Consider the following 14,179-nt stretch of genomic DNA (forward strand, 5'->3'; position numbering starts at 1 on the left):
ATCCGTGCGCCCGACGGACTGACCGGCGACCCTGGCCATGACCGGAAACCGGTGAGGGGCAGCCGACTCCATCGTTCCGCACCCCGGGTGAGGATGACGTGAACCCGGTAGCCGATTCCGCCCCCCGCCGAACGGCGGGGGTGTCCACCCAGCGGCGGCGTTCGGCACCCCGCCCCCACTGGCCCTAGTCTCGAAATGCTCAAGCACACCGCAGCGAGCGGACCGGCCGGTCCCGGCCGCCCGAACCGAGGAGGGACCATCACCACCACCCGCGTGCTGATCGTGGACGACGAGATCCTGGTCCGCTCCGGCCTCGGCCTCATCGTCGGCTCCGCCCCCGACCTGGAGGTGGTCGGCGACTGCTCCGGCGGCCGGGCCGAGGACTTCGTCCAGCGCCTGCGCCCGCACGTGGTGCTGCTCGACATCCGGATGCCCGACCTCGACGGCATCTCGGTGCTGCGCCGGCTGCGCGCCCTGCCCGACCCGCCGGCGGTGGCGATGCTCACCACCTTCGACACCGACGAGTACATCGGCACCGCGCTGCGCGCCGGCGCGGCCGGCTTCCTGCTCAAGGACACCGCCCCGGACCAGCTGGTCCACGCCGTCCGGGTGATCGCGGCCGGCGGCAGCATCCTCTCCCCGACCGTGACCCGCACCGTGATCGGCGGCTACGTGGACGGCGGCGGCCCGGACGCCGAGGCCACCTCGCTGGCCCGCACCCTCACCAGCCGCGAACTCGACGTCCTGGCGCTGCTCGGCGAGGGGCTGTCCAACGCCGAGATCGCCGACCGGCTCTTCCTGGGCACCGGCACGGTGAAGGACCACATCAGCGCGATCCTCGGCAAGCTCGGCGCCGCCAACCGGGTGCAGGCGGCGGTCGTCGCCCACCGGGCCGGCCTGGTCCGGCCGAAACCCGGCGACGGGGCATGACCACGAGCGAGCTGCCCCCCGCCAGACGCCTGCCGGCCTGGCTGACCGCGCCCTGGTTGATGCTGCTGCTGCCGGCCCTCTACTCGCTGATGGACGCCGCCCTGGTGGCCCGCGGCTCGGCCTGGTGGCAGGTGCTGCTCTCGCTGCTCGCCGCCGCGGTACTGCCCTGGCGCCGGCGCTTCCCGGTCACCGTGCTGCTGCTCACCATGCCGGGCAGCTACCTCGCCGACATCTGGCTCGCCCCGATCACCGCCGTGTACACGGTGGCCGCCGAGCGGCCGGTGCCCCGGGTGGTGGTCCCCTGCGCGACCCTCTTCGCCCTGGTGGAGTTCTTCCACTGGCCGCTCTCCGAGCAGTCCCTCGAACCGAGCCGGGAGACCGCGCTCTACGCCATCCAGTCGGTGATGCTGGCCGCCGGCCCGGCCGCCACCGGTCTGCTCTCGCGCACCCGCCGGGAGCTGGCGGCCCGGCTGGACGAACTGACCCGGGGCCGGGCCCGGGAGAACCGGCTGCTCGCCGAGCGGGTCCTGGTCAGCGAGCGGGCCCGGCTCGCCCGGGAGATGCACGACGTGGTCTCGCACCAGGTCAGCCTGATCAGCATCCAGGCCGGCGCGCTGCAGGTCAGCACCGCGGACCCGGCCGCCGCGGCCACCGCCCGGACGATCCGGGAGCTCTCCGTGCGCACCCTGGAGGAGCTGCGGCAGATGGTCGGCGTGCTGCGGGCCACCGGCTCCCGCCCGGACACCCCGCTCGCCCCGCAGCCGCGGCTGGCCGACCTCCCCCGGCTGATCGAGGAGAGCGGCCTGGCGGCCGTGGCCGAGCTGTCCCCGGGGGACCACCCCTGGCCCGAGGCGGTCGAGCGGGCCGCCTACCGGACGGTCCAGGAGGCGCTCACCAACATCACCAAGTACGCCCCGCAGGCCACCGTCCACGTCTACGTGCGGGCGGCGGGCCGCCGGCTCCGGGTCGAGGTCCGCAACGACGCCCCTCCGATCCGCCCGGCCGAGACCCTGCCGGGCGGCGGCCACGGCCTGGTCGGGCTGCGGGAGCGGGCCCAGCTGCTCGGCGGCACGCTCACCGCCGGCACCACCCCCGACGGCGGCTTCGCGGTACGGGCCGACCTGCCCGCCGGCCGGGAGTGACCCCGCCCGCGCCGGCTCCGCGGCCCCGGGCACGCCCCGAACACGAGAAAGCCCCGCAGATCCGAAGATCTGCGGGGCTTCGCTGTGCGCGAGGGGGGAGTTGAACCCCCACGCCCTTTCGGGCACTGGAACCTGAATCCAGCGCGTCTGCCTATTCCGCCACCCGCGCATGGGTGTTTGTCGTGGTTGCCAGCCGACCAGCCGATCCGCTCGGTACCATGTGGTCTTCGCGGCTCTTCGGTGCGGCTCCCTTGCGGGCGCCCCTTCCGACGTGGAAAACAGTAGCACGACCTGCGGGCCGCCTCCGAATCCGTTTCCCGGGACGGCCGAGCGCATCCGAACGGATGCCCGGACGAACAGCCGAGCGAGGGATGAGGGCACGTTTCGACGGGTAGCCCTGGCATGCTGCCGCCGCCATGCGTCACCCTGTGTGTCCGAGCCCACCCCCGGTCACCACGCGGTCCGGGAACCGTATGGATGGCTCCGGCGTGGATACGATCAGTACGGAAGTACCGCAAGTAGGCGCGACCGGCTCCCCGGGATCCGGTCGCGGGCAGGCGAACGAACCCTGGAAGGGGGTGCCCCAATGGGAGTGCTGAAGAAGTTCGAGCAGCGACTTGAGGGTCTCGTCAACGGCACCTTCGCCAAGGTGTTCAAATCCGAGGTCCAGCCCGTCGAGATCGCCGGTGCGCTGCAGCGCGAGTGCGACAACAACGCGAGCATCTGGAACCGCGACCGGACCGTCGTGCCCAACGACTTCATCGTCGAGCTCAGCCCGCACGACTTCGAGCGGCTCAGCCCCTACTCCGGTCAGCTGGGCACCGAGCTGGCCGGGATGGTCCGCGAGTACGCCGAGGCCCAGCGGTACTCCTTCATGGGCCCGCTCCAGGTGAACCTGGAGAAGGCCGACGACCTGGACACCGGGCTCTACCGGGTGCGCAGCCGCACGCTGGCCGCCGAGGAGCAGCCGCAGCAGCAGGCCCCGGCGCACCCCACCCAGGGGGGCGGCTACGGCCGGCCGCCGGCCGCCCCGGCCCCCGGCGCACCGTGGCAGCAGCAGGGCGCCGCTCCCTACAGCGCGCCCCCGCCGCCGGCCGCACCCCCCGCCATGCCCGCCGGCCCGCCCGCGGGCGCCGGCAGCAACGTCCGCCCGTTCCCCGGCGCCGGCCACGGCACCGCCGTCCGGCGCTGGATCGAGGTCAACGGCTCCCGCCACCAGATCACCGGGAACGCCTGCGTGCTCGGCCGCTCCACCGAGGCCGACGTGCGGATCGACGACCCCGGGGTCTCCCGCAAGCACGCCGAGATCCGGCCCGGCACGCCCTCGATGGTGCTCGACCTCGGGTCCACCAACGGCATCGTGGTGGACGGACAGCACACCCAGCGCGCTACGCTCCGCGACGGCTCGCGAATCGTCGTGGGTTCCACCACCATCGTCTACCGACAGGTCGAAGGGTAGTGTCCGATTTGTTCGCTCGCTTCGCTCACTCACGGGCGGGCCGGCCATGTCAGAACTGACCCTGACGGTCATGCGGCTGGGTTTCCTCGCCGTGCTGTGGCTCTTCGTCATCGTCGCGGTCCAGGTGATCCGCAGTGACCTCTTCGGCACGAAGGTGAACCCGCGTTCCTCCCGCCGGGGCGGTGCCGCGACCGCGGCCGCCGCCACGGCGGCTCCCGCCGCGGGCGCGCCCGGGCGGGCCCCGCAGGGCCAGCCCGCCCCGGCCGCCCAGACCCAGGGCGGAGGCGGCGGCCGGCGCCGCGGCGCCCCGACCCAGCTGGTCGTGGTGCAGGGCTCGCTGGCCGGTACGACCGTGGCGCTGCAGGGCCAGACCATCACGCTGGGCCGCGCGCACGACTCCACCATCGTGCTGGACGACGACTACGCGTCCTCCCGGCATGCCAGGATCTATCCGGATCAGACTGGGCAGTGGACGGTCGAGGATCTAGGCTCCACCAACGGCACCTATCTGGACCGGCAGCGCCTGACCGCGCCGACCCCGCTCCAGCCGGGCATGCCGATCCGTATCGGCAGGACCGTCATCGAACTGCGGAAGTAGTAGCGCATGAGGGACAGCATCCCGTCCATGACCCAGAGGGGGGCTCAGGTCGCATGACCCTGGTGCTGCGCTTCGCCGCCGGCTCCCACAAGGGGCTGATCCGGGAGGGGAACGAGGACTCCGGCTATGCCGGGCCGCGGCTGCTCGCCGTGGCCGACGGCATGGGCGGGGCCGCGGCCGGCGAGGTCGCTTCCTCCGAGGTGCTCGGCTCGATCGTCCGGCTGGACGAGGACGTGCCCGGCGCCGACCTGCTGACCCTGCTCGGTGACGCCGTCCAGGGCGCCAACGACCGCCTCCGGCAGATGGTCGAGGAGGACCCGCAGCTGGAAGGCATGGGCTGCACCCTCACCGCGATGCTCTGGACGGGCCAGCGGATGGGTCTGGTGCACGTCGGCGACTCCCGCGCCTACCTGCTGCGCGACGGCGCGCTGGTGCAGATCACCCAGGACCACACCTGGGTGCAGCGCCTGGTCGACGAGGGCCGGATCACGCCCGAGGAGGCCGAGACCCACCCGCAGCGCTCGCTGCTGATGCGGGCGCTGGACGGCCGCGGCCAGGTCGAGCCCGACCTGTCGATCCGCGAGGTCCGGGCCGGCGACCGCTACCTGATCTGCTCCGACGGCCTCTCCGGCCCGGTCAGCCACCAGACCCTCCAGGACACCCTCGGGAGCTTCTACTCCCCCGAGCAGACCGTGCAGGAGCTGATCCAGCTCGCCCTGCGCGGCGGCGGTCCGGACAACATCACCTGCATCGTGGCGGACGTCCTCGACGTCGGCGCCACGGACACCCTGAGCGGTCAGTTCAACGACGTCCCGGTGGTCGTCGGCGCGGTCGCCGAGACCCCGCCGTCCTCGACCGTCGCCGACCAGTCGATCCGGGACACCCCGGCCGGCCGGGCGGCCGGTCTCGGCCGCTCCCCGCAGGGCGCCTTCGGCCCCGCCGAGGGCTACGACGGCGGCTACGGCGCCGCCCCGGCCGGCTTCGGCCCGGCCGAGGGCTACGAGGGCTACGCGGCCGGCGAGCCCCCGGTGTACGGCACCGAGGACTTCGACGACGAGGCGCTGCCGAAGCGCAAGGGCAAGGCGCTCAAGCTCTCGCTGGCGGCCCTGGTCGCCCTGGGCGTGCTGGGCGGCGTCGGCTTCTTCGGCTACCAGTGGACCCAGGACCAGTACTACGTCGGCGTCGACGGCGACCACGTCGCGGTCTACCAGGGCGTCAACCAGAGCCTCGCCGGGCTGAGCCTGTCCTCGGTGCACACCACGTACAAGGACATCGAGCTCAAGTACCTGCCGCAGGACCAGCGCACCCACGTCACCAACACCATCTCGGCCAGCAGCCTCGGCGACGCCGACGACAAGGTGAAGAAGCTGGGCGAGCAGGCGACGTTCTGCCACAAGGTCTCCGACGCCCGGGCGGCCGCCGCGGCCAACCCGGCGCTGCCGGGCACCGCGCCGGCCGGTCAGCCGGGCACCACGCCCGCCGTGGCGCACATCGGGTTCCGGACGGCCACCGCGCCCGCGCCGTCGCCCTCCGCGCCCGGCCGGGCGGCTCCGGCCACCCCCACGGCCTCGGCCACCCCGACCCCCACCCCGACCACGGCCGCCCCGAGCCAGAGCGCCGCCGCCCCGGCCACCGGGTCGCAGGGCGACCTGCCCGGTCTGACGGACGAGGAGCGGCAGAAGGCCGACTCCTGCCCGAAGCCGTGACGGCCGCGACCCGACATAGGCCCGCCCCGAGCGGGCCTGCCGGCCGTCAGGGAGCGGTCACCACGTGAGCACCTTCGACCTCAGCAACGGCGCCGACAACCGTTCCGGCGACCGCCGGTCCGGCGGCGTACCGGCCGACCGCGCCTCCTCCCGGCGCCGGGGCAACACCACCATCTCCCCGCAGGGCGCGCCCAACCGACGCAACACCGAGCTGGCCATGCTGGCGTTCGCGGTGCTGCTGCCGGTCCTCGCGTACGCCAACGTGGGCCTCGCGATGGACGACTCGCTACCGGCCGGCATGCTCGGCTACGGCCTCGGCATGGGGGCGCTGGCTCTGGTCGCGCACCTGCTGATGCGCCGCTTCGCGCCCTACGCGGACCCGCTGATGCTGCCGATCGCCACCCTGCTCAACGGGCTCGGCGTGGTGATGATCTGGCGGCTCGACAAGGCCGGGAAGCTGCTGCACAACAACTACCCCGCGGCGGCCAACCAGCTGATGTGGTCGGGCCTCGGGGTGGCGTTCTTCATCTTCGTGATGATCTTCCTGAAGGACCACCGGGTCCTCCAGCGCTACACCTACATCTCGATGGCGGCGGCCCTGGTGCTGCTCGCGGCGCCGGCCTTCTTCCCGGCCCGCAAGGAGGACTTCGGCGCCAAGATCTGGATCCGGATGGGCGCCTTCTCGATCCAGCCCGGTGAGTTCGCCAAGATCATCCTGACCGTGTTCTTCGCCGGCTACCTGATGGTCAAGCGGGACGCCCTGGCCCTGGCCAGCCGCCGCTTCATGGGCCTCTACCTGCCGCGCGGCCGCGACCTCGGCCCGATCATCGTGATCTGGCTGCTCAGCCTGCTGATCCTGATCTTCGAGAACGACCTGGGCTCGTCCTTCCTGTACTTCGGCCTCTTCGTGGTGATGCTGTACGTCGCCACCGAGCGCACCAGCTGGATCGTCTTCGGCCTGCTGATGTCCGTCGGCGGCGCCGTCGCGGTCGCCTCCACCGCCAGCCACGTGAAGACCCGCATCGACGCCTGGCTCGACCCGATGGCCGCCTTCACGCCCAAACCGCCCCAGGGCTCGACGGAACAGATCGGCCAGTCGCTGATGGCGCTGGGCTCCGGCGGGGTGACCGGCTCGGGCCTCGGCCAGGGCCGCTCCTGGCTGATCGACTTCGCCGCCAAGAGCGACTTCATCCTCGGCTCGTTCGGCGAGGAGCTCGGGCTCACCGGCATCATGGCGATCTTCATGCTCTACGCCCTGCTGGTGCAGCGCGGCCTGCGCACCGCCATCGCGGCCCGGGACCCGTTCGGCAAGCTGTTCGCCGTCGGCCTCTCCTCGGCCATGGCGCTGCAGGTCTTCGTGGTCGCCGGCGGTGTCACCGGCCTGATCCCGCTGACCGGTATGACCATGCCGTTCCTCGCCCAGGGCGGGTCCTCGGTGGTCGCCAACTGGGCCCTGATCGCGATCCTGCTGAAGATCAGCGACAGCGCCCGCCGCCCCGGGGTGGAACCGGCCCCGGCCACCGAGCTCCAGGGGGGAGCAGCCTCGTGAACAAGCCGATCCGCCGGGTCTCGATCTTCTGCCTGGTCCTGATCCTGGCCCTGATGGTGCGCACCAACTGGGTGCAGGGCGTCCAGGCGGAGGCCTGGGCCACCAACAAGAACAACAAGCGGCAGGTGTACGACCGGTACGCCCACCCGCGGGGCAACATCATCGTCGACGGCAAGCCGGTCACCCAGTCCGACTTCGTCAACGGCCTGCGCTACAAGTACAAGCGCTCCTGGGTCGACGGCGCGATGTACGCACCGGTGACGGGGTACTCCTCGCAGTCCTTCGGCGCCACCCAGCTGGAGCAGCTGGAGGACGGCATCCTCTCCGGCAGCGACGACCGGCTGTTCTTCCGGAACACCCTGGACATGCTGACCGGGGAGCCGAAGAAGGGCGGGGACGTCGTCACGACGATCAACTCCAAGGCCCAGAAGGCCGCCTTCGACGGCCTCGGCAACAAGAAGGGCGCGGTGGTCGCGCTCGACCCGCGCACCGGCGCGATCCTGGCGCTGGTCTCCACCCCGTCCTACGACCCGGGCGCCTTCGCCGGCAGCGAGTCCGGCGACTCCAAGGCCTGGGTGGACCTCAACGCGGACCCGAACAAGCCGATGCTCAACCGCGCGCTGCGCGAGACGTACCCGCCCGGTTCGACGTTCAAGCTGGTCACCGCGGCGGCGGCGTTCGAGAACGGCGTGTTCCAGAGCGTCAACGACCAGACCCAGACGCCGAAGCCGTACATCCTGCCGGGCACCAAGACCGAGCTGAGGAACGAGAGCGACGACGAGCCCTGCGAGAACGCCACGGTGAAGGTCGCCATGGACTGGTCCTGCAACACCGTCTACGGCAAGATCGGCACGGAGCTCGGCAAGGAGAAGATGCGGGCGCAGGCCGAGAAGTTCGGCTTCAACAGCACCGTGGACACCCCGGTCCGGTCCGAGAAGAGCGTCTTCCCGACCAACTCCACCCCGGACGGCGTGGCGCTGGACTCCATCGGCCAGCACGACACCCGGGCCACCCCGCTCCAGATGGCCATGGTCTCGGCCGCGATCGCCAACAACGGCTCGCTGATGCAGCCGTACCTGGTCGACCAGGAGCGCTCGGCCTCGCTGACCACCATCTCCAAGCACACCGAGAAGCAGTACTCCCAGGCGATGAGCCCGGAGACCGCGCAGAAGCTCCAGGACCTGATGGTCTCGGTGGTCGACAACGGCACCGGCAAGAACGCCAAGATCCCGGGCCTGACGGTCGGCGGCAAGACCGGCACCGCGCAGCACGGCGAGGACAACGCCGGGCTGCCGTTCGCCTGGTTCACCTCCTACGCCAAGACCCCCGACGGCCAGTCCGTCGCGGTCGCGGTGGTGGTCGAGGACGGCTCCAACAACCGTGACGGGATCAGCGGCGGCCGGCTCGCCGCACCCATCGCCAAGGCGGTGATGCAGGCCGCCCTCGGCAAGTAGGGAGCGGCCGTCACGGGTGCGTCGAATGTCACGATCGACCCCGCCGAACGGATACCGGTCTGGTATCGGCCCACGGCCGACTCCGGTCCGGCGCGGTGCGACCGGTAGCGTATCCGCAGCAGCGGGTGTGCCCGTTGCCGCCCGCGAAGCGTCGAAGGGTCCTGATCGCAGAACCACCCGGGCCCGCGCCGGCGTCACTCAGAGCGTGCGGGGACACCTACGTCACAACCTCACCGGCGGGTGAGGGAGAGGGTCGGAACTATGGAAGAGCCTCGTCGCCTAGGCGGCAGGTACGAGCTCGGCGGCGTCCTCGGACGCGGCGGCATGGCCGAGGTGTACCTCGCCCATGACACCCGGCTCGGCCGTTCCGTCGCTGTGAAGACGCTCCGGGCCGACATGGCCCGTGATCCGTCCTTCCAGGCCCGCTTCCGCCGTGAGGCGCAGTCCGCGGCGTCCCTGAACCACCCCGCGATCGTCGCCGTGTACGACACCGGCGAGGACTACATCGACGGCATCTCCATCCCGTACATCGTGATGGAGTACGTCGAGGGGTCCACGCTGCGGGAGCTGCTGCACTCCGGCCGCCGGCTGCTGCCGGAGCGCTCGCTGGAGATGACCATCGGCATCCTCCAGGCCCTGGAGTACTCGCACCGGGCCGGCATCGTGCACCGCGACATCAAGCCCGCCAACGTGATGCTGACGCGGCAGGGCAACGTCAAGGTCATGGACTTCGGCATCGCCCGGGCCATGGGCGACGCCGGGATGACCATGACGCAGACCTCCGCCGTCATCGGGACCGCCCAGTACCTCTCCCCCGAGCAGGCCAAGGGCGAGCAGGTCGACGCCCGCTCGGACCTCTACTCCACCGGCTGCCTGCTGTACGAGCTGCTGACCGTGCGGCCGCCGTTCGTCGGCGACTCGCCGGTCGCGGTGGCCTACCAGCACGTCCGGGAGGAGGCGCAGCCGCCGTCGGTGTTCGATCCCGAGGTGCGTCCCGAGATCGACGCGATCGTGCTGAAGGCGCTCGCCAAGGACCGCGACTACCGGTACCAGAGCGCCGACGAGATGCGCGACGACATCGAGCGCTTCCTCGACGGCCTCCCGGTGGCCGCCGCCCAGCAGGCCGCCGCCTACGGGATGGGCGGCGCGGCCGGGTACGGCTACGACCAGAACGGCTACCCGCAGCAACACGACCCGTACGGCCAGACCAACGTGCTGCCGCAGCAGCCCGGCGGCGGGCCGACCACGATGCTCCCGCAGGCCGGCTACGGCCAGCAGCCCGGCTACCAGGACGACGGCTACGGGCAGACCTACGCCGGTGCCCCGGGCGGCGGCGGGAACGACGGCTACGACGACGGCTACGGCCGCGGCGGGGGCCGGCGCGGCGAGCAGCCGCCGAAGAAGAGCAACACCTCCTGGATCGTGCTGGCGGTCGCCGCCGTGCTGGTCCTGGTCGGCACCTTCTTCGTCGCCCAGGCGATGTTCGGCAACAAGGGCGGCGACAAGAAGGAGACCGTCAAGGTCGTCGCGCCGAGCCTGGTGGGCAAGACGCTGGCCGAGGCCAAGACCCTCGCCGCGCAGAGCGGCCCCAAGCTGGTGGTGACCGAGGGCGAGAAGGTGGCCTGCCCGGACACCAACGTCAAGAAGGACCAGGTCTGCACCCAGACCCCGGCGGCCGGCGGCCAGGTCGCGGAGACCGCCACGATCACGGTGCAGCTCTCCTCCGGTCCGGCCAAGGCGACCGTGCCCAAGGTGGTCGGCCTGACCAAGGACCAGGCGGTCAAGGCGCTCAACGACGCCGGCTTCACCAACATCGCGCAGCCCGAGTACAAGGACGACGACACCGCTCCGACGGAGACGGTCATCGCCCAGGACCCGGCGGCCAACGCGGCCGGCGACCCGACCGCGCAGATCAAGCTCACCGTCTCGCAGGGCAAGGCCAAGGTCTCCGTCCCCGGTGTGGTCGGCCAGCAGAAGGAGGCCGCGCAGGCCACCCTGGAGGGCGCGGGCTTCCAGGTCGACGCCTCGAAGACGACGCCGACCAACGACCCGACCAAGGTCAACACCGTCGCGTCGCAGTCGCTCCAGCCGAACACCAAGGCCGCGGCCAACTCGAAGATCACCCTGACGATCTTCAAGGCGCCGGACAAGGCCACCGTCCCGCCGCTGCAGAACGTCCTGGTCAAGGACGCGATCGCGCAGCTGCAGAAGATGGGCCTGGGCTACACCCTGCTCGGTTCGCAGGACCCGAACGGCACGGTCACCAACTCGATGCCGGGCGCCGGGACCCAGCTGGACCCGGGGCAGTCGGTCACCCTGATGGTGAAGCCGCCCGAGCCGACCAAAGGGGGCGACCCCGCCAACCCGTCACCCTCCAACACCAAAGGGGGCAACCCCTAAGCCCTGGTTCCCCTGGCTCTGACGCCGGGAACACCCGAGGGCCCGTCGCAGCGCCTGCGACGGGCCCTCGGGCTTTCCGGTCCGGTGCGGTCCGGTCCGGCCCGGTAGCTGGCCGGTGCCCGGGTCAGGACCTCAGCTCGGGCGGCGGGGTGCGCGCGGCGTCCATGTCGTCCACCCGCACCAGGCTGCCCCAGACGGCCATCCGGTAGCGCGAGGTGTAGACCGGCGTACAGGTCGTCAGGGTGATGTACCGTCCGGGCGCCTGGTAGCCCGAGCCCTTGGGGACGGGGGCGACGATGCCGGTGTCGTACTTGGAGGTCTCCCCCAGGGTGCTGTCGACCCGGTAGACGTACCACTTGTCCTTGGTCTCGACGACGATCGCGGCGCCCCGGTGGACGGCGTCGAGGTCGTGGAACTTCGCCCCGTGGCCGTCCCGGTGGGCGGCCAGCGCGAAGTTCCCGGTGGCGTCCCAGGGCATCGCGGCCCGGTAGGGCTGCTCGTACACCCCGGCGACGCCCTCGGCCAGGGTGTCGGCGTCGGTGCCCATCCGGATCAGCACCTGGTAGCCCCGGCCCATCGCGGGCACGTGCAGGAAGCCGATCCCGTCGCCCGCCACGGGGGCCGGGCCGGTGCCGGTGCCGGTGCCGGTGCCGGTGCCGGTGCCGGTGCCGGTGCCGGTGCCGGTGCCGGTGCCGGTGCCGGGCGCGGCGGTGGGGCTCGGGGCGCCGGGGGCGGCCGGGGGGGCGTTGGTCGGCCCCGCCGCCCAGGCGCCGCGCAGCCGGTCGCCCGCCCGCGCCGCGGCGGCGTCGGCCTCCACGTTGGTCCACCAGAGCGAGTAGGCGACGAAGAGACCGAGCACCAGCCCCAGGGTGATCAGCAGTTCGCCGAGGACGCCGAGCGCGGCCAGCGCCCGGCCCCGTCGCCGACGGGCGGGCGCGGGCGGCGGGTCTGCCTGCGCCGTCTCGTCCTGGGTCACTCGTACTCCCCCTCGCGTGCTGTCCATCCGGTGCGGCGGCCGTCCGCCGCGGCCCGCCGGGGTTAGTCCGGCAGGCCCTAGCCGACCGTGAGGCCGGGCGGCTTGCCCTGGCTCCGCGGCCGCTCCTCGATCATCTTGCCAAAGAGGATCAGACGGGCCTTGGAACTGAACTCCGGCGTGCAGGTGGTCAGGGTGATGTAGCGGCCCGCCTGGGTGTACCCGGAGCCGTTGGGCACCGGCTTGATCACGCTCACGTTGGACGGCGGGGTCTCCGGGATGCCGCCGGTGATCTCGTACGTGTAGTACGCGGTGGCGGTCTCCACCACGATCTTGTCGCCCTTGCCGAGCTGGTTGATGTGCCGGAACGGCTCGCCGTGGGTGTTGCGGTGCGCGGCCAGCGCGAAGTTGCCCGCCTTGTCGGCCGGCATGCCCGTCCCGGCGTAGTGCCCGACCAGGCCCTTGTCGAGCACCGCCGACTTGGACGTGCCCTCGGCGATCGGGAACTTGAGACCCAGCTTCGGCAGGTGGATGATCGCGAAGCCCTTGCCGGGCTCGAAGGTCTCCGGCTTCGCCGGGTCCGGCGCGGGCTGCCCGGCCGCACCGGGTGCCGGCTGGGCCGCGTCGAACTGCTGCTCCAGCTGGTTGCGGGCACCGTCGGCGGCCGCGTCGGCCTGCACGTTGGTCCACCAGAGCTGGTAGGAGACGAAGAGCAGCATCACCAGGCCGAGCGTGATGCACAGCTCGCCGACGAGGCGGGCGACCACGACGGCCGGCGACTCCTTGGGCCGCGCCCGGCCCGTGGCCGCGCCGTCGGCCGCCCGGCGGCGCCCGCCGCCCGAGCGCACCGAGATCCGGCCCTGCGCGGCACGACGGCGTTCGGCCCGGCCGCCGAGCGGCGGGGGCGTGCCGTCCTCGGCGAGGGCCGGGAGCCGCAGCTGGAGGGTCTGGTCGGCCAGCCAGGGGTACTCGGGCTGCCCCGGATGGGCCGGGGCCCCCGGAGTGGCCTGTCCGGCCTGCTCGTAGACGCTCCAGCCGTCCTCGGCACCACCGTGCTCCGGGTCGCCCGGTCCGAGCGGCTGCGCACCGTAGGGGTCGTACTGCTGGTACTGGCTCTCCGGCGGGTGCTGGCCCCGGCCGCCGTACTGCGGGGCAGGCTGCCGGTGCCGGCCGCCCGGGCCGGGCGCCCCGGCCCCGTGCGGATCCGCGCCCGCCTGGTATCGCCCCTCCGGACGCACCGCGGTCATGCCGCTCAGCCCCGGCCGATCACCGGGGCGAGCCCGGCCGAACGGCCGACGGCCTGCGGATCGCCGCACTCGGCCAGCCAGTTGGCGAGCATCCGGTGCCCGCCCTCGGTGAGGACCGACTCCGGGTGGAACTGGACGCCCTCGACCAGCAGCTCGCGGTGGCGCAGCCCCATGATCACGCCGCTCTCGGTCCGGGCGGTCACCACCAGCTCGTCCGGCACGGTGGCCGGCTCGACCGCCAGCGAGTGGTACCGGGTCGCGGTGAGCGGCGAGGGCAGGCCCTCGAAGACGCCGCCGTCCTCGTGCTCCACCAGCGAGGTCTTGCCGTGCAGCAGCTCGGGCGCCCGGCCGACCACCGCGCCGTACGCGACCGCGATCGACTGCAGGCCCAGGCAGACGCCGAAGACCGGCAGCCCGGTCCGCGCGCAGTGGTGGACCATCTCGATGCAGACCCCGGCCTCCTCGGGCGCACCGGGGCCGGGGGAGAGCAGCACCCCGTCGAAGCCCTCCGCGCCCGCGCGGCGCACCGCGTGCTCGACCGTCACCTCGTCGTTGCGCACCACCTCGCAGGTGGCGCCGAGCTGGTAGAGGTACTGGACCAGGTTGAAGACGAAGCTGTCGTAGTTGTCGACGACCAGGATGCGGGGCGAGGTCAGCTGGGGGGTCATTCGCGCGCTATCTCCGTGGGCTGCGGGGACTGGGAGGAGGAGCAGGGCCGCCG

Annotated in this window: 11 protein-coding genes and 1 tRNA gene; 8 read left to right on the forward strand and 4 right to left on the reverse strand. The window is 72.4% G+C overall.

Annotated elements, in window-relative coordinates:
- The first annotated feature begins 195 nt into the window (after nt 1-195).
- The gene (locus ACZ4UX_RS00325; protein ID WP_380391954.1) at nt 196-930 is read left to right on the forward strand and encodes a response regulator; all 735 of its coding nucleotides are present in this window, start codon (nt 196-198) and stop codon (nt 928-930) included.
- Nucleotides 927-2,072: a sensor histidine kinase gene (locus tag ACZ4UX_RS00330; RefSeq protein WP_465704568.1), complete on the forward strand. Its 1,146-nt coding sequence runs from the start codon at nt 927-929 to the stop codon at nt 2,070-2,072. The genes ACZ4UX_RS00325 and ACZ4UX_RS00330 overlap by 4 nt, the downstream gene beginning before the upstream one ends.
- A gap of 85 nt (nt 2,073-2,157) precedes the next feature.
- On the opposite strand, the gene ACZ4UX_RS00335 is transcribed toward ACZ4UX_RS00330, so the two are convergent.
- A tRNA-Leu gene (locus tag ACZ4UX_RS00335) sits at nt 2,158-2,241 on the reverse strand.
- Nucleotides 2,242-2,658: 417 nt separating this feature from the next.
- Between ACZ4UX_RS00335 and ACZ4UX_RS00340 the strand changes: the two genes are divergently transcribed.
- The 6 genes from ACZ4UX_RS00340 (at nt 2,659) to pknB (ending at nt 11,238) form a co-directional block, all read left to right on the forward strand.
- The gene (locus ACZ4UX_RS00340) at nt 2,659-3,531 is read left to right on the forward strand and encodes an FhaA domain-containing protein (RefSeq protein WP_465704570.1); all 873 of its coding nucleotides are present in this window, start codon (nt 2,659-2,661) and stop codon (nt 3,529-3,531) included.
- 46 nt (nt 3,532-3,577) lie between these two features.
- Nucleotides 3,578-4,129: an FHA domain-containing protein FhaB/FipA gene (locus ACZ4UX_RS00345; RefSeq protein ID WP_465704572.1), complete on the forward strand. Its 552-nt coding sequence runs from the start codon at nt 3,578-3,580 to the stop codon at nt 4,127-4,129.
- A 53-nt stretch (nt 4,130-4,182) separates the two neighbouring features.
- Nucleotides 4,183-5,835: a PP2C family protein-serine/threonine phosphatase gene (locus ACZ4UX_RS00350; protein WP_465704574.1), complete on the forward strand. Its 1,653-nt coding sequence runs from the start codon at nt 4,183-4,185 to the stop codon at nt 5,833-5,835.
- A gap of 172 nt (nt 5,836-6,007) precedes the next feature.
- Nucleotides 6,008-7,384 (forward strand): FtsW/RodA/SpoVE family cell cycle protein, encoded by a 1,377-nt coding sequence (locus tag ACZ4UX_RS00355; RefSeq protein WP_329492179.1) that lies wholly within the window; start codon nt 6,008-6,010, stop codon nt 7,382-7,384.
- On the forward strand, nt 7,381-8,838 hold the full coding sequence (locus ACZ4UX_RS00360; protein WP_465704576.1) for a peptidoglycan D,D-transpeptidase FtsI family protein: 1,458 nt from the start codon (nt 7,381-7,383) through the stop codon (nt 8,836-8,838). Before ACZ4UX_RS00355 ends, ACZ4UX_RS00360 begins: the two co-directional genes overlap by 4 nt.
- A 261-nt stretch (nt 8,839-9,099) precedes the next feature.
- Nucleotides 9,100-11,238, forward strand: a complete 2,139-nt coding sequence (gene pknB / locus ACZ4UX_RS00365; RefSeq protein WP_465704578.1) for a Stk1 family PASTA domain-containing Ser/Thr kinase — start codon at nt 9,100-9,102, stop codon at nt 11,236-11,238.
- A 124-nt stretch (nt 11,239-11,362) separates the two neighbouring features.
- Here the strand turns inward: pknB and ACZ4UX_RS00370 are convergent, their stop codons facing one another.
- The 3 genes from ACZ4UX_RS00370 to ACZ4UX_RS00380 form a co-directional block, all read right to left on the reverse strand.
- Entirely contained in the window at nt 11,363-12,214 is an 852-nt protein-coding gene (locus ACZ4UX_RS00370; RefSeq protein ID WP_465704580.1) for a class E sortase, read from the reverse strand.
- A gap of 77 nt (nt 12,215-12,291) precedes the next feature.
- Nucleotides 12,292-13,458 carry a class E sortase gene (locus tag ACZ4UX_RS00375; RefSeq protein WP_465704582.1) on the reverse strand — a complete coding sequence of 389 codons (1,167 nt, stop codon included), beginning with the start codon at nt 13,456-13,458 and terminating at the stop codon, nt 12,292-12,294.
- A gap of 5 nt (nt 13,459-13,463) precedes the next feature.
- A complete protein-coding gene (locus ACZ4UX_RS00380) occupies nt 13,464-14,126 on the reverse strand; it encodes an aminodeoxychorismate/anthranilate synthase component II (RefSeq protein WP_329488815.1) in 663 nt (220 codons plus the stop codon).
- Between the last annotated feature and the right edge of the window lie 53 nt (nt 14,127-14,179).

This window comes from Kitasatospora sp. NPDC028961, from assembly GCF_055564815.1.